Source organism: Streptomyces sp. NPDC039430 (assembly GCF_055639435.1).
The window spans coordinates 92,676-107,937 of sequence record NZ_JBVKAK010000025.1 but is presented as its reverse complement, the minus strand read 5'-3'; the positions used below and the strand labels follow the sequence as shown (position 1 = coordinate 107,937).

The following is a 15,262-nucleotide window of genomic DNA, read 5'->3' as shown; positions in this document are numbered from 1 at the left end:
AGTGTTTCGGTGGTCATTGCGTGAGGGAAACGCCCGGTTACATTCCGAACCCGGAAGCTAAGCCTCATAGCGCCGATGGTACTGCAGGGGGGACCCTGTGGGAGAGTAGGACGCCGCCGAACAATTTTTAGGGGAATGCCCCGCGCCTTTTGGTGCGGGGCATTTCTGCGTTCCGGGGACACTCTCACTTTTGCCCCTTTCCTCACCCCCCTGCGTCGGTGCGCCGGCCCTGAGGGTAGGGTCAGGAGGCATCGTTGGCACGTTCCACACAGGAGGCCCCCGGGTGGAGGTCCAGGAGACTCGCGTTCAGACGGACCGGGTGCTCACCATCCCCAACGTCCTCAGCATGGCCCGCCTCGTCGGCGTACCGCTCTTCCTGTGGCTGATCCTGCGCCCCGAGTTCGGCGGGCCCAAGAGCGATGGATGGGCCTTGCTGGTGCTGATGCTGAGCGGCGTCAGCGACTATCTGGACGGCAAGCTCGCCCGCCGCTGGAACCAGATCAGCAACCTGGGCCGACTTCTCGATCCCGCTGCCGACCGGCTCTACATCCTTTCCACCCTGGTTGGCCTCACCTGGCGGGAGATCCTGCCCCTCTGGCTCACCGCGGCCCTCGTGGCCCGGGAACTGATGCTTCTGGTCATGGTGGCCATCCTTCGCAGGCACGGCTATCCGCCTCCCCAGGTGAACTTCCTCGGCAAGGCGGCTACCTTCAACTTGATGTACGCCTTCCCGCTGCTGCTCCTCAGTGACGGAAGTGGCTGGCTTGCGTCACTCGCCGAAGTTTTCGGATGGGCGTTCGCTATTTGGGGTACAAGTCTCTATTGGTGGGCAGGGATCCTGTATGTGGTCCAGGTCCGTCGGCTTGTCAGGGCGGACAACGTGGCCGACTGAGCTCGTCGATGTGGTGCCGCGCAGTGTCGCCGGCCCGCGCCCGACGTCAATGGGGCCTCTGTCCAGACGGGTGAAGTCGGCGAGACCGTCTCTTCAAGGAGGACGCTTCCGACATGAAGGCCGTCGTGATGGCCGGTGGCGAAGGTACTCGACTTCGCCCCATGACCTCAAGCATGCCCAAGCCGCTCCTGCCGGTCGTAAACCGGCCGATCATGGAGCATGTGCTGCGGTTGCTCAAGCGCCATGGGCTCAGTGAGACCGTCGTAACCGTGCAATTCCTCGCCTCTCTCGTCAAGAATTATTTCGGTGACGGTGAAGAGCTGGGCATGGAACTGACTTATGCCAACGAGGAGAAGCCGCTCGGCACCGCGGGGAGTGTGAAGAACGCCGAGGAGGCGCTGAAAGACGACGCCTTCCTCGTCATTTCCGGTGACGCGCTCACCGATTTCGATCTGACCGACCTCATCGCCTTCCACAAGGAAAAGGGCGCACTGGTGACGGTGTGTCTGACCCGGGTGCCGAATCCACTGGAATTCGGCATCACGATCGTGGACGAAGAGGGAAAGGTCGAGCGCTTCCTGGAGAAGCCCACCTGGGGACAGGTCTTCTCGGACACCGTGAACACGGGCATCTACGTGATGGAGCCCGAGGTCTTCGACTATGTCGAGGCCGACGTGTCCGTGGACTGGTCCGGTGATGTCTTCCCTCAGCTGATGAAGGAGGGCAAGAAGGTCTACGGCTATATCGCCGAAGGCTACTGGGAGGACGTCGGCACGCACGAGAGCTACGTCAAGGCCCAGGCCGATGTGCTCGAAGGCAAGGTCGACGTCGATATCGACGGCTTCGAGATCTCACCGGGCGTGTGGATCGCCGAGGGCGCGGAGGTCCATCCCGACGCCGTTCTGCGCGGTCCGCTGTACATCGGTGACTACGCCAAGGTCGAAGCCGACGCGGAGATCCGCGAGCACACCGTCGTCGGATCCAATGTCGTCGTCAAGACCGGCGCGTTCCTCCATAAAGCCGTCGTCCACGACAACGTCTACATCGGGCAGCACAGCAATCTGCGCGGCTGTGTGATCGGCAAGAACACGGACATCATGCGCGCCGCCCGGATCGAGGACGGCGCGGTCATCGGCGACGAGTGTCTCGTCGGCGAGGAATCGATCATCCAGGGCAATGTGCGGGTCTACCCGTTCAAGACCATCGAAGCCGGCGCCTTCGTCAACACGTCGGTGATCTGGGAGTCCAGAGGGCAGGCGCATCTCTTCGGAGCGCGCGGTGTCTCCGGCATCCTGAACGTCGAGATCACGCCAGAAGTGGCGGTGCGGCTCGCGGGCGCGTACGCCACGACCCTGAAGAAGGGCTCCACCGTCACCACCGCGCGTGACCACTCACGTGGTGCGCGTGCGCTCAAGCGCGCCGTGATCTCGTCGCTGCAGTCCAGCGCGATCGACGTACGGGACCTGGAGAATGTCCCGCTGCCCGTCGCCCGGCAGCAGACGGCCCGGGGCAGCGCAGGCGGCATCATGATCCGCACCACGCCCGGGGTCCCGGACTCCGTGGACATCATGTTCTTCGACGAGCGCGGCGCCGACCTGTCGCAGGGCGGTCAGCGCAAGCTGGACCGGGTGTACGCGCGGCAGGAGTACCGCCGCGCGTTCCCCGGGGAGATCGGAGACCTGCACTTCCCGGCCAGCGTCTTCGACTCGTACACCGGCTCGCTGCTGCGCAATGTCGATACGACCGGGATCGCGGAGGCCGGACTCAAGGTCGTGGTCGACGCGTCCAACGGCAGCGCCGGACTCGTGCTGCCCAGCCTCCTGGGCCGGCTCGGCGTCGACGCGCTGACCATCAACCCCGGTCTCGACGAGTCCCGGCCGACGGAGACGGCCGAGTCGCGCCGTTCGGGCCTCGTCAGGCTCGGTGAGATCGTCGCCTCGGCGCGGGCCGCGTTCGGGGTGCGGTTCGACCCCGTCGGTGAGCGGCTGTCGCTGGTCGACGAGCGGGGCAGGATCATCGAGGACGACCGCGCCCTGCTGGTGCTGCTCGATCTCGTCGCGGCCGAGCGCCGCAGCGGCCGGGTGGCGCTGCCCGTGACCACCACGAGGATCGCCGAGCAGGTCGCCGCGTACCACGGCACGCAGGTGGAGTGGACGACCACGTCGCCGGACGATCTGACCCGGGTGGGCCGTGAGGAGACCACGATCTTCGGCGGTGACGGGCGCGGAGCCTTCATCGTGCCGGAGTTCAGCAGTGTCCTGGACGGTACGGCCGCCTTCGTGCGGCTGATCGGTCTGGTGGCCCGTACGCAGCTCACGCTGAGCCAGATCGACGCCCGCATCCCGCGCGCCCATGTGCTGCGCCGGGATCTGGCGACGCCCTGGGCCGTCAAGGGGCTGGTCATGCGCAGCGTCGTCGAGGCGGCCGGGGACCGGCAGGTGGACACGACGGACGGGGTGCGTGTGGTGGAGGCCGACGGCCGCTGGGTGATGGTGCTGCCCGACCCGGCCGAGGCCGTCACTCATCTGTGGGCGGAAGGCCCCGACGACGCGTCGGCGCAGGCGCTGCTCGACGAGTGGTCGTCGGTCGTGGACAGCGCAGGTCACTGAGGCCCTTCGCGGGTGTGACACCGGTGTGCCGTACGGCGTGATCGACCGCCGTACGGCGCGCCGGTGGGGCCATTCGGCGGTAGCGGCCCCGACGTGCGACGATGTGCGTCATGTCGCAGCAGCCCCCCATTCGGAGCACCGGCTCTCCGCCACCGCGCCCCGACGCGTCGATGTCGCTGCTGAACAATGTGATGGACCACAGCCTCGACGAGGGCTACGCGGAGGCGGCGGCCCGCAGGGACGCGGAAGAAGGCGGTCTGCCGCGCACGCTCAAAGCGAAGCTCGGCCTCGCCGCGGGGCTGGTGCTGGCCGCTTTCGTGGTCACCGTCGGCGCGGCCCAGGCGCGGATCTCGGCGCCCGTGGTGGCCAAGGAGCGCGAGGAACTCATCAGCCGGATCGACGCGGAGACCGCCACGGCGGACACGCTGGAGAGCACGGTCGAGAAGCTGCGCGCCGAGGTGGGTGAGCGCCAGCGCGCGGCCCTGCGGGCTCACGGCGGCGACCAGGGCGAACTGGTCGCTCTGCTCGCGGGTGCGACGCCGGTGCACGGTCCTGGCGTGCAGCTCGTGGTGGATGACGCCAAGGACGCCGAGTCCGGTGGTGACGGGCCGCGGGAGAGCAGCGGCTTCTCCGATACGGGCCGGGTGCGCGACCGCGACATGCAGCGCGTCGTCAACGGGCTGTGGGAGTCGGGCGCGGAAGCGATCGCGATCAACGGGCAGCGGCTGACCTCGCTGTCCGCGATCCGGGCCGCGGGCGACGCCATACTGGTCGACAACAGGCCGCTGGTGCCGCCGTACACGGTGCTCGCGGTGGGGGACGGGAAGAAGCTGAGCACCGCGTTCCAGGACAGCGCAGACGGCCAGTATCTGCACGCGCTCCAGGAGAACTTCGGTATTCGCACCAGCATTTCGGATCAGGAAGAGGTGCGTCTGCCTGCCGCGCCGAGCCTGATCGTACGTACAGCAGAGCCGAAGGCCGCCGACGCCGGGAAGGGCAACGGACAGGGCGCGGCCAACACCGGGAAGGGCACATCGTGATCGCCGTACTGGGCCTCGTCGTGGGAGTCGTGGTCGGATTGTTGGTCCGGCCCGAGGTGCCGGCGGTGGTCGAGCCCTATCTGCCGATCGCCGTCGTCGCCGCGCTCGACGCGGTCTTCGGGGGACTGCGCGCCATGCTCGACGGAATCTTCGTCGACAAGGTCTTCGTCGTCTCGTTCCTGTCGAATGTGGTCGTGGCCGCGCTGATCGTGTTCCTGGGTGACAAGCTGGGCGTGGGTGCCCAGTTGTCCACCGGCGTGGTGGTCGTGTTCGGTATCCGTATCTTCTCCAACGCTGCCGCGATCCGCCGGCACGTGTTCCGGGCGTGAGGCCGATGAACGGCGGAGAGAACCCCGGGAACGGGAACGGTACGGGCGGCGCGTCGGAGCCGGAGCGCCAACAGCTCACCGGACGTCAGCGGTTGGCCGCGGGGCTGTGGCCGCCGAGGGTCACCCGGGCCCAGCTGATCGTCGCCGTCCTGCTGTTCGTGCTCGGACTCGGGCTCGCCATCCAGGTCACGTCGAACAACGACGACAGCGCGCTGCGGGGCGCCCGCCAGGAGGACCTGGTGCGCATCCTCGACGAACTCGACAACCGCACGCAGCGCCTTGAGGACGAGAAGCAGCGTCTCGACGCCCAGCGCACCGAGTTGGAGACCAGCTCGGACCAGGCGGAGGAGGCGCGCAAGCAGACGCGGGAGAAGGAGCAGCAGCTGGGCATCCTGGCCGGCACGGTCGCGGCGCAGGGGCCCGGGATCACGCTGACCATCGACGATCCCAGCGGTACGGTCGAGCCGGACATGCTGCTCGACGCGATCCAGGAGCTGCGGGCGGCGGGCGCCGAGGCCATTCAGGTCAATGACGTGCGGGTGGTCGCCGATACATACTTCTCGGGTACGGGGGGTGACGTCCAGGTGGACGGCAACCGAGTCGCCGCCCCGTACGTCTTCAAGGTCATCGGTAAGCCACAGGATCTGGAGCCCGCCCTCAACATTCCGGGCGGAGTGGTCCAGACGCTGGAGAAGGAGCAGGCCACGGCCACGGTGACGCGTGCTGAGAAGATCATCGTGGACGCCTTGCGACCAGCGAAGCGTCCTGACTACGCTCGGTCGTCGTCGCAGTGAGGCGGGGGCGCATGGCAGCCGTCGTACGCGGGCATGAGGTTGCGGGGGGTCGGCGCACGATCAGCGTGGTGCGTGGTGGAAACTGTCCGGTGGATACGGACGTTGTCAAGATGTCCGGGTCGGCAGGTGTGTTCATTCAGGGTTCGTCCTGCCCCACGGGCGGGTCTGTTTCGGTCAAGGGGAATCGCCCGTGAAGTTGTTTGCGAAGTTGTTCGGCAAGAGCGCACGCGAGGAGAGCGGCTCCGCCCGCCATCGCGCATCGCGCCGTGGCCAGAGCGAGGAGCCGGGCGGCGAGCGTCCGCTCTTCCGCGACCAGGTGGGTGGCGAGGCGCCCGGCGCGTCGTCTGTTGACCCTGCTGGTCCCGGCCGCATAGGTTTCGAGGACTCATCTGTTCCCGGGGGGCAGTCGCGGCAGGAGGATCCCTCTATGTCGGCCTTGCCTGTATGTACGAGGTGCGGACACCGGAACGCCGAAGCCAGTCGGTTCTGCTCCAACTGCGGCGCGCCGCTGCGGGGCGGAGCGCCCGCGGAGCGCGCTTCCGAGACCACCTCGACGATCTCCATCTCGGGTCTTGAGGCGTATGACTCCGAGGTGACCGGCCAGACGTCGCTTCCCTCGCTCACGCCGGAGGCGCAGGCGGCGGTCGACGCGCTGCCGTCGGGGTCGGCGCTCCTGGTGGTGCGCCGCGGTCCGAATTCGGGCAGCCGCTTCCTGCTGGACGGCGAGCTGACCACGGCCGGCCGTCATCCGGAGAGCGACATCTTCCTGGACGATGTGACCGTGTCGCGGCGCCATGTGGAGTTCCGCAGGGGTGCCGACGGCCGCTTCACCGTCTCGGACGTGGGCAGTCTGAACGGTACGTACGTCAATCGTGAGCGGATCGATTCGGTCCTGCTGGCGAACGGCGACGAGGTCCAGATCGGTAAGTACCGGCTGGTCTTCTACGCGAGCCAGCGGGGCGTGTGACCCTCAGGGAAGGTCCATGCTGCGCACACCGAAGGGCGGTACCGGATCCGGTACCGCCCCCACGGGCGGGCCGCTGCTGAGTATCGGCGCGGTGCTCGCCCGGCTGCGGGTCGAGTTTCCCGGCATCTCCATCTCCAAGATCCGGTTCCTGGAGGCGGAGGGCCTGGTCGAGCCGGACAGGACCCCCTCCGGTTACCGGAAGTTCAGTGACGGGGATGTCGAGCGGCTGGCCCGGGTGCTGCGGATGCAGCGGGACCACTATCTGCCCCTGAAGGTCATCAGGGAGCAGCTGGACGCCCCGGGGCGCGGTGAGCATGTCCAGCTGCCGAGCCCGCAGCGGGGGCCGCTGAGCGCCGTCCCGGACGCGGAGCCTGGAGTTCCGACCGCCGCGCGGATCGGCCGTGACGAGCTGCTGGCCGCCGCCGGGGTCGGCGAGAGTCTGCTCGACGAGTGGGAATCGTACGGCCTCATCACGCCGTTGCCGGACGGCGGCTACGACGCCGGGGCCGTCACCGTGGCCCGGCTCGTCTCGGATCTCGGACGATTCGGTCTGGAGCCTCGGCATCTGCGGGTCATGAAGGCGGCCGCGGAACGGGAGGCCGGGCTGGTCGAACAGGTCGTGTCGCCGCTGCGCCGGCACCGTAACCCGCAGACCAGGGCCCATGCCGAGGCGACCACCAAGGAGCTGGCCGCGCTCTCCACACGGCTGCACGCGGCTCTGGTCCGGACCGCTCTCGGGGTCCTGCCGGACTGATCATGGGGGAGTCCGACTACCCAAACCTGCCGGGCACGTCCTAGGGTTGCTGTGTGAACGAGCTCGACGTTGTGGGTGTCCGGGTGGAAATGCCCTCCAACCAACCGATCGTGCTCCTGCGTGAAGTGGGAGGCGACCGGTACCTCCCCATTTGGATCGGACCGGGGGAGGCGACCGCCATTGCCTTCGCCCAGCAGGGCATGGCCCCGGCCCGGCCGCTGACCCATGATCTCTTCAAGGACGTGCTGGAAGCGGTGGGCCAGGAGCTCACCGAGGTCCGGATCACGGACCTCCGTGAAGGGGTCTTCTATGCGGAGCTGGTCTTCGCGAGCGGGGTCGAGGTGAGCGCCAGGCCGTCCGATGCCATAGCGCTCGCGCTGCGCACGGGCACGCCGATCTACGGCAGTGACGGGGTTCTGGACGATGCCGGCATCGCCATCCCGGACGAGCAGGAGGACGAGGTGGAGAAGTTCCGCGAGTTCCTCGATCAGATCTCTCCGGAGGACTTCGGGACCAACAGCCAGTGAGCGGCCGGTGAGCGCTGCGCCGGGCTCTGTCAGCGCATTCGGTCAGCCTTTCCCCGAAAAGGGGCACGGGAAACCACACTCAGGGTGATTATCACTCGGCGTGGCGAGTGTGGCGATCGTTGACGCACCCCGGGTGACTGCCTACCTTCGACAGGGCAGGTCAAGGACGGAGGGTCGGCGTGAGAAGCAGCGGCGACAGTACGGCGGCGGGCGGTCCGTATCCGCTTCACGGCAGTACCCCCGACCCCGGTGCGGAGACGGTCGGATACCGGGGTCCGACCGCGTGCGCGGCGGCGGGGATCACGTACCGCCAGTTGGACTACTGGGCACGCACGGGACTCGTCGAGCCGAGTGTCCGCCCCGCGTACGGGTCGGGCACGCAGCGGCTCTACAGCTTCCGGGATGTGGTCGTCCTCAAGATCGTGAAGCGGTTCCTGGACACCGGGGTCGCTCTGCAGAACATCAGGGCGGCGGTCCAGCATCTGCGGGCGGGCGGCTTCCAGGACCTGGACCGCGTGACGCTCATGAGTGACGGCGCGACCGTCTACGAGTGCTCCTCGCCCGACGAGGTGGTGAGCCTGCTCCAGGGGGGCCAGGGGGTCTTCGGGATCGCGGTCGGTGTGGTGTGGCGGGATGTCGAGGCCGCGCTGTCCCAGCTCCACGGGGAGCGGATCGACACCGGCGAGACACTGATCGGCAACAACCCCGCCGATGAACTGGCCAGACGGCGGCGGGACCGGGCTGTCTGACCCGCGTCCCCCGCCGATTGTCAGTGGTGTGAGGGAACATCGGTGATGTGAGATCCGCGCCGACGATCCTGCATCTGGACATGGATGCCTTCTTCGCCGCCGCCGAGCAGGCGGCGAAGCCGAGCCTGCGCGGAAAGCCGGTGGTGGTCGGCGGTCTGGGGCCGCGTGGGGTGGTCTCCACGGCCTCGTACGAGGCGCGGCGCTTCGGGGTGCACTCGGCGATGCCGATGGCCCAGGCGAGGCGCCTGGCGCCGAACGCCGCCTATCTCGTGCCGCGCTTCGCGCTCTACCGCGCGGTCAGCGAGCAGGTGATGGAGCTGCTGGGGAGGCTTTCGCCGCTGGTGGAGCCGCTGAGCCTGGACGAGGCGTTCGTGGACCTGGAGGCGGGCGGCTCGGCCGATGACACCGCCTCGGCGCTGGCGGCGGGTGAGCGGCTGCGCAGGGACATCAGGGCGGTGACGGGGCTCAGCGGTTCGGTGGGGCTCGCGGGCTCCAAGATGCTGGCGAAGATCGGCTCCGAGCAGGCCAAGCCGGACGGCCTCGTGCTCATAGAGCCCGGTACGGAGCGCGCGCTGCTGGGACCCATGCCGGTGCGCACGCTGCCCGGGGTCGGGCCCGCGACCGCGGACCATCTGCGCCGGGCGGGCATGACCACGGTCGCCGAGCTGGCCGAGGCGGGTGAGGACGAGCTCGTACGGCTGCTGGGGAAGGCGCACGGCGCCTCGCTGTACCGGATGGCGCTGGGGCGTGACGACCGGGCCGTGGTGTCCGAGCGCGATGCCAAGTCCGTGTCGGTCGAGGACACCTTCGATGTCGATCTGCACGACCGGGTCCGGGTGCGTACGGAGGTGGACCGGCTCGCGGACCGGTGCGTCGAGCGGCTGCGGGCGGCCGGGCGTTCGGGCCGTACCGTCGTCCTCAAGGTGCGGCGGTACGACTTCTCGACCCTGACCCGCTCGGAGACCCTGCGCGGGCCCACGGACGACCCTGGGGTGGTGCGGGAGGCCGCGGGGCGGTTGCTGGAGTCGGTGGACACCACGGGCGGGGTACGGCTGCTCGGGGTGGGGGTGACGGGGCTCGCGGACTTCACGCAGGAGGACCTCTTCGCCCAGGCGGCGGCCGAGGAGTCCGCCGCCGCCCCGCACGCGCCGGCGGCCGAGCGGGAGCGCGAGCCGGTGGGTGCGGGCGCGGCGGGGACCGCGGGCGCGGGAGGGGCGGCCGGTGACGGGACGGCGGTGCCCGGAGCGGGCGGGAGCGGCGGGCCTGTGGAGGTACCGGACGTGCCCGCCGAGCGGCGTTTCCCGGCGGGACACGACGTGCGCCATCGGGAGTTCGGCGCGGGGTGGGTGCAGGGCAGCGGGCTGCGGAGGGTCACCGTACGGTTCGAGGAGCCGGGGTCCGCGCCGGGACGGGTACGGACCTTCTGGGCCGACGACCCCGATCTGGAGCTGTCCGAGCCGCTGCCCCTGGTGCCGGCGGTGGCGGGTCAGTCGTCCTGGCCGGCCAGCCGTCCGAAGTCGCGCTCGGAGTCACGGTCGGACAGGGACGCGGGCCGTTCGGGTGACTCGGGGTCCGGAAGGGCCAGACCGTAGTGGTGGTAGAGCTGGAGTTCCTGGTCGGGGGAGAGATGCCGGCCGACACCGAAATCGGGGGCGTCCCGGATCAGCGCCCGCTCGAACGGGATCCGCAGGCCGTCCTGGGACAGGGTGCTGGGGGCGAGGGGGACGAAGGCGTCGCGACTGAAGAGTCCCGTACGGACGGCGGCCCACTCCGGGATTCCGGTGGCGTCGTCGAGATAGACCTCGTCCACAGTCCCGAGCTTATGGCCGTTGCGGTCGAACGCCTTGCGGCCTATCAGACTGCGCGGATCAATGTCGGTCTCCACGGTCCCTCCAACTGGTCGCAACTGCTCGCAACTGCTTGTGAATACTACAAAAGTGCAGAACTCGGACGTCGGCCACTCGAAAGTTGTGCCGAAGGCCGCGCTGGTAGGCTGGCAAGCGGCTGCTGACCCCGTGCGGGAGAGTCCTCCGGAGAGAAGGCCGGAGGCGCCGAAGGAGCAAATCCTCCCCGGAATCTCTCAGGCCCCCGTACCGCACGGACGAGGTCACTCTGGAAAGCAGGGCGGACGTCGGACGGCATCCGCTCTCACCGACGGTGAAAGCCGGGCTGCCTCCGGGCGGGCCGGTGAAGCTCTCAGGTCGAGATGACAGAGGGGGAGGCCGTTCGGGCACCCGTGTCTCGGTGCCCTTCACAGGTCGCGTCGACCAGGAGGCCTCCGCAATGACCGTCAACCGCATTCCGCTCTCCCAGCTGGAGCGAGGCACCCCCTTCGAGCAGCGCCACATCGGGCCCGACGCACCGGCGCAGGCGAAGATGCTGGCGCAGGTCGGCTACGGCTCGCTCGACGAGCTGACCGCCGCCGCGGTGCCGGACGTCATCAAGAGCACGGAGGCGCTGCGGCTTCCGGGAGCGCGGACCGAGGCCGAGGTACTGGCCGAGCTGCGCTCCCTCGCGGACCGTAATCAGGTGCTCGCGCCGATGATCGGGCTCGGCTACTACGGCACGTACACGCCGTCGGTGATCCTGCGCAACGTCATGGAGAACCCGGCCTGGTACACCGCGTACACGCCGTACCAGCCGGAGATCTCCCAGGGCCGGCTCGAAGCGCTGCTCAACTTCCAGACCGTCGTGGCCGAGCTGACGGGGCTGCCGACCTCGGGCGCCTCCCTGCTGGACGAGGGCACCGCGGCGGCGGAGGCCATGGCGCTCGCCCGCCGGGTCGGCAAGGTCAAGGGCGGTGTCTTCCTGGTGGACGCCGACGCCCTGCCGCAGACCATCGCCGTGATCGAGACCCGCGCCGAGCCGACCGGTGTCGAGGTCGTCGTCGCGGACCTGAGCGAGGGCATTCCGGCCGAGGTGGCCGAGCGCGGGGTCTTCGGCGTGCTGCTCCAGTACCCGGGCGCCTCGGGGGCCGTACGGGACATCAGGCCCGTGGTCGAGCGGGCGCACGGCCTCGGCGCGATCGTCACCGTCGCCGCCGATCTGCTCGCGCTGACGCTCCTCACCTCACCGGGTGAGCTGGGCGCCGACATCGCGGTCGGCACCACCCAGCGCTTCGGGGTCCCGATGGGCTTCGGCGGACCGCACGCCGGATTCATGGCCGTACGCGAGAAGTTCGCGCGCAGCCTGCCGGGCCGGCTCGTCGGGGTTTCCGTGGACGCCGACGGCAACAAGGCGTACCGGCTGGCGCTCCAGACCCGCGAGCAGCACATCCGCCGCGAGAAGGCCACCAGCAACATCTGCACCGCGCAGGTGCTGCTCGCCGTCATGGCCGGGATGTACGCGGTGTACCACGGTCCCGAGGGGCTGCGGTCCATCGCGCGCCGCACCCACCGCTACGCCACGCTGCTCGCCGAGGGGCTGCGCGCCGGCGGCGTCGAGGTCGTGCACGGCGCGTACTTCGACACGCTGACCGTCCGCGTCCCGGGCCGCGCCGACGAGGTGGTCGCCGCCGCCCGTGAGGGCGGGGTCAACCTCCACCTGGCCGACGCCGACCATGTCTCCATCGCCTGCGACGAGACCACCGGCCGTACGCAACTGGCCGCCGTATGGACCGCCTTCGGCGTGACCGGGGACATCGAGGCGCTGGACGAGGCCACCGGGGAGGCGCTGCCCGGCGCGCTGCTGCGGACCGACGACTATCTGACGCACCCCGTCTTCCACCAGTACCGCTCCGAGACCGCGATGCTGCGCTATCTGCGCCGGCTCGCGGACCGCGACTACGCGCTGGACCGCGGCATGATCCCGCTCGGCTCCTGCACGATGAAGCTGAACGCGACGACCGAGATGGAGCCGGTCACCTGGCCCGAGTTCGGTGCGCTGCACCCCTTCGCGCCGGCCGACCAGGCGCAGGGGTATCTGACGCTGATCAGGGAACTGGAGGAGCGGCTCGCCGAGGTCACCGGCTACGACGCGGTCTCCCTCCAGCCCAACGCCGGTTCGCAGGGCGAGCTGGCGGGTCTGCTGGCGGTACGGGCGTACCACCGGGCCAACGGTGACACGGGACGCACCGTCTGTCTCATCCCGTCCTCCGCGCACGGCACGAACGCGGCGAGCGCGGTGATGGCCGGCATGAAGGTCGTCGTCGTCAAGACCCGTGAGGACGGCGATGTCGACGTCGAGGACCTGCACGCCAAGATCGCCAAGCACGGCGCCGAGTTGGCCGTCCTGATGGTCACCTACCCGTCCACGCACGGGGTGTTCGAGGAGCACATCGGTGACATCTGCGCGGCCGTGCACGACGCGGGCGGCCAGGTGTACGTCGACGGCGCGAACCTCAACGCGCTGGTGGGGCTGGCGAAGCCGGGCCGGTTCGGTTCCGACGTGTCGCATCTGAATCTGCACAAGACGTTCTGCATCCCGCACGGCGGCGGCGGTCCCGGCGTCGGCCCGGTCGGGGTACGGGCCCACCTCGCCCCGTATCTGCCCAACCACCCGCTCCAGCCTGCGGCCGGGCCCGGGACGGGCGTCGGACCGATCTCGGCGGCTCCGTGGGGCTCGGCCGGCATTCTGCCGATCTCCTGGGCCTATGTGCGGCTGATGGGTGGCGAGGGCCTCAAGCGCGCGACGCAGGTGGCCGTGCTCGCCGCCAACTACATCGCCAAGCGCCTGGAGCCGCACTATCCGGTGCTCTACACCGGTCCGAACGGCCTGGTGGCCCACGAGTGCATCGTGGATCTGCGGCCGCTCTCCAAGGCCACCGGCGTCAGCGTCGACGACATCGCGAAGAGGCTGATCGACTACGGCTTCCACGCGCCGACCATGTCGTTCCCGGTGGCGGGGACTCTGATGATCGAGCCCACCGAGAGCGAGGACCTGACCGAGATCGACCGCTTCTGCGAGGCGATGATCGCGATTCGCGCGGAGATCGAGAAGGTCGCGTCGGGTGAGTGGTCCGCGGACGACAACCCGCTGTGCAACGCCCCGCACACGGCCGCCGCGTTGGGCGGTGCGTGGGAGCACGCGTACAGCCGCGACGAGGCGGTCTTCCCCGCCGGGGTCTCGGCGGCGGACAAGTACTGGCCGCCGGTGCGCCGTATCGACGGCGCCTTCGGCGACCGCAATCTGGTCTGCTCCTGCCCGCCGTTGGACGCGTACGACAACTGACGGCCGGGCCCTGCCGGGCACGGAGGGGTCGGCTCGCGGGGCCGGATATGCGTCGGGGCCGGTGCGGAGGAAAGTCTCCGGGCCGGCCCCAGTCATTCCGGCGGCGTTCGGACGCCACCGGGCGGCATCAGGCCGCCGTCACCACCTGTTCGGTCCGCAGCGGCCGGTGCGGGGCGATGATCTTCCCGTCGGGCAGCAGCTCGCCGGTGTCCTCGAAGACCAGAACGCCATTGCACAGCAGACTCCAGCCCTGCTCGGGGTGGTGAGCCATCAGTCGGGCGGCGTCGCGGTCGGCGGAGTCGGCTGTGGGACAGGGTGGTTGGTGCTGGCACATGGGCGAGTTCTTTCGCTGTGTCGTAGTGAGTGTCCTGCGGCTGGATGTGGTCAAGGCCGCCCCCCGTGTTCGTCTGGTCCAGTCCTAGTGTTGCCCTACGGACGGCAATCCGCAGGGATTTCGCGACAGCGCTTCCTTCTGCTCAAGGACGTGTCACCCAGCCGGACGGTTCAGTTCAACTTGACCGTCTTTTCGGGTGGTTCGGGGTGGCCGGACCGGGCTAGCCCGGATGGGCAGAAAGGTACCCCGCGACCATAGCGGCCGCGGGGTACGGGAGAGTGCGCGACGCGGGCGCGCTGCCCGCGCTCCGGCTTCAGGCCGGCGTACGCAGGAGTGGCGCGGGCGCGAGCCGCAGTCCGATCATGGGCAGCAACTCGGCGACCCGGTGCGGACGGTGGGCCGCGATGCCCGGCGGGGCCGGCGCGAGCGGCACCAGGATGTCGGCCGGCGCGGGAGCCCCCGTGGAGGCGTCCGCCTCCGTGTCCCCGTGCAGCCAGAGCGTCAGCATGTAGAGCTCGGGCACCGAGAGCAGCCGGGGCTGGTACGCCGTCCCCAGGGCCTCCGCCTGCCGTACCGCCCGCTCCGTCGCGGTCACGTACGGGCCCTCGAAGAAGCGCGCGAAGGCCCAGCCGTCCGCGGTGAGCATCGTGTCCGCCGCCGCGACGGCGTGGTCACCGCTGCGGATCAGGAAGCGCCAGCCGGCCAGCCTGGTGCGGGGCGTACGTCCCGCCGGAGCGGTCGTCCGGGCTGCCGGGCTGACGTGGTCGAGCACATGGACGGGCAGCGGGAGTTCTGGACTCAGAGGTCCCTGGACGGACTGCAGAGCGGGGGTGCGGGCATCGCGCACGGCGGTAGGGGAACCGAGTGCCGCGAGAACGCTGCGCAGGGCGGGCGCGGGGGCCGGGGGAACATGCAGCGGCATGGTGGGTTGCCTCTCACTCAGGAGACAGGGGTGACGCGTGAGGTGGAGCATGGGCGGGTGCGGACGTCGCTGTCAGCATGCGGGGTCAGAGGTGGGCGCATGGCTGTACGGCCGATGCCGACTCTCTGCCTCGTATACGGGAGTTTATACGACACGTGTTCGTGTCATGTTTCTGC

The 15,262-nt window shown here is 69.5% G+C and carries 14 protein-coding genes, 1 rRNA gene and 1 riboswitch; of the genes, 12 read left to right on the top strand and 3 right to left on the bottom strand.

Annotation, left to right across the window (positions count from 1 at the left end):
- Positions 1-5: 5 nt before the first annotated feature.
- The 11 genes from rrf to ACZ7LS_RS35250 all read left to right on the top strand — a co-directional run bounded on the left by rrf (position 6) and on the right by ACZ7LS_RS35250 (position 10,253).
- Positions 6-122, top strand: a 5S ribosomal RNA gene (gene rrf, locus ACZ7LS_RS35300).
- Between the two features lie 161 nt (positions 123-283).
- On the top strand, positions 284-892 hold the full coding sequence (locus tag ACZ7LS_RS35295; RefSeq protein WP_382530136.1) for a CDP-alcohol phosphatidyltransferase family protein: 609 nt from the start codon (positions 284-286) through the stop codon (positions 890-892).
- A gap of 113 nt (positions 893-1,005) precedes the next feature.
- Positions 1,006-3,501: a mannose-1-phosphate guanyltransferase gene (locus ACZ7LS_RS35290; protein ID WP_356518176.1), complete on the top strand. Its 2,496-nt coding sequence runs from the start codon at positions 1,006-1,008 to the stop codon at positions 3,499-3,501.
- A gap of 110 nt (positions 3,502-3,611) precedes the next feature.
- Positions 3,612-4,541, top strand: a complete 930-nt coding sequence (locus ACZ7LS_RS35285) for a DUF881 domain-containing protein (protein WP_382530138.1) — start codon at positions 3,612-3,614, stop codon at positions 4,539-4,541.
- On the top strand, positions 4,538-4,870 hold the full coding sequence (locus ACZ7LS_RS35280) for a small basic family protein (RefSeq protein ID WP_023543062.1): 333 nt from the start codon (positions 4,538-4,540) through the stop codon (positions 4,868-4,870). The genes ACZ7LS_RS35285 and ACZ7LS_RS35280 overlap by 4 nt, the downstream gene beginning before the upstream one ends.
- Before the next feature lie 5 nt (positions 4,871-4,875).
- On the top strand, positions 4,876-5,664 hold the full coding sequence (locus ACZ7LS_RS35275; protein ID WP_382675772.1) for a DUF881 domain-containing protein: 789 nt from the start codon (positions 4,876-4,878) through the stop codon (positions 5,662-5,664).
- 82 nt (positions 5,665-5,746) lie between these two features.
- Positions 5,747-6,631, top strand: coding sequence for an FHA domain-containing protein (locus ACZ7LS_RS35270; protein ID WP_382530188.1), 885 nt, complete (start codon positions 5,747-5,749; stop codon positions 6,629-6,631).
- Positions 6,632-6,647: 16 nt separating this feature from the next.
- Positions 6,648-7,385: a transcriptional regulator FtsR gene (ftsR, locus tag ACZ7LS_RS35265; protein WP_382874196.1), complete on the top strand. Its 738-nt coding sequence runs from the start codon at positions 6,648-6,650 to the stop codon at positions 7,383-7,385.
- Between the two features lie 53 nt (positions 7,386-7,438).
- Positions 7,439-7,912, top strand: a complete 474-nt coding sequence (locus tag ACZ7LS_RS35260) for a bifunctional nuclease family protein (protein WP_006123076.1) — start codon at positions 7,439-7,441, stop codon at positions 7,910-7,912.
- Positions 7,913-8,091: 179 nt separating this feature from the next.
- Positions 8,092-8,661, top strand: coding sequence for a MerR family transcriptional regulator (locus tag ACZ7LS_RS35255; RefSeq protein ID WP_129771638.1), 570 nt, complete (start codon positions 8,092-8,094; stop codon positions 8,659-8,661).
- Positions 8,662-8,708: 47 nt separating this feature from the next.
- Entirely contained in the window at positions 8,709-10,253 is a 1,545-nt protein-coding gene (locus tag ACZ7LS_RS35250; RefSeq protein ID WP_385131397.1) for a DNA polymerase IV, read from the top strand.
- Here ACZ7LS_RS35250 and ACZ7LS_RS35245 read toward each other — a convergent pair.
- Complete coding sequence (locus ACZ7LS_RS35245; RefSeq protein WP_351419684.1) at positions 10,148-10,546, bottom strand: PRC-barrel domain-containing protein; 399 nt, start codon at positions 10,544-10,546, stop codon at positions 10,148-10,150. The two genes, ACZ7LS_RS35250 and ACZ7LS_RS35245, sit on opposite strands and share 106 nt — an antisense overlap.
- 123 nt (positions 10,547-10,669) lie before the next feature.
- Positions 10,670-10,767, top strand: a riboswitch (glycine riboswitch).
- Positions 10,768-10,944: 177 nt separating this feature from the next.
- On the opposite strand from ACZ7LS_RS35245, the gene gcvP reads away from it, so the two are divergent.
- Positions 10,945-13,830 carry an aminomethyl-transferring glycine dehydrogenase gene (gcvP, locus tag ACZ7LS_RS35240; RefSeq protein WP_385131394.1) on the top strand — a complete coding sequence of 962 codons (2,886 nt, stop codon included), beginning with the start codon at positions 10,945-10,947 and terminating at the stop codon, positions 13,828-13,830.
- A 127-nt stretch (positions 13,831-13,957) separates the two neighbouring features.
- Here the strand turns inward: gcvP and ACZ7LS_RS35235 are convergent, their stop codons facing one another.
- Entirely contained in the window at positions 13,958-14,164 is a 207-nt protein-coding gene (locus ACZ7LS_RS35235) for a DUF5999 family protein (protein WP_382530149.1), read from the bottom strand.
- 313 nt (positions 14,165-14,477) lie between these two features.
- The gene (locus ACZ7LS_RS35230; protein WP_382530150.1) at positions 14,478-15,086 is read right to left on the bottom strand and encodes a hypothetical protein; all 609 of its coding nucleotides are present in this window, start codon (positions 15,084-15,086) and stop codon (positions 14,478-14,480) included.
- Between the last annotated feature and the right edge of the window lie 176 nt (positions 15,087-15,262).

Excerpts from the sequence above, each read along its gene's own strand:
- ACZ7LS_RS35290 (WP_356518176.1), top strand. The coding sequence starts at position 1,006 with ATGAAGGCCGTCGTGATGGCCGGTGGCGAAGGTACTCGACTTCGCCCC.
- ACZ7LS_RS35285 (WP_382530138.1), top strand. The coding sequence starts at position 3,612 with ATGTCGCAGCAGCCCCCCATTCGGAGCACCGGCTCTCCGCCACCGCGC.
- gcvP (WP_385131394.1), top strand. The coding sequence starts at position 10,945 with ATGACCGTCAACCGCATTCCGCTCTCCCAGCTGGAGCGAGGCACCCCC.
- ACZ7LS_RS35230 (WP_382530150.1), bottom strand. The coding sequence starts at position 15,086 with ATGCCGCTGCATGTTCCCCCGGCCCCCGCGCCCGCCCTGCGCAGCGTT.
- ftsR (WP_382874196.1), top strand. The coding sequence starts at position 6,648 with ATGCTGCGCACACCGAAGGGCGGTACCGGATCCGGTACCGCCCCCACG.
- ACZ7LS_RS35275 (WP_382675772.1), top strand. The coding sequence starts at position 4,876 with ATGAACGGCGGAGAGAACCCCGGGAACGGGAACGGTACGGGCGGCGCG.
- ACZ7LS_RS35235 (WP_382530149.1), bottom strand. The coding sequence starts at position 14,164 with ATGTGCCAGCACCAACCACCCTGTCCCACAGCCGACTCCGCCGACCGC.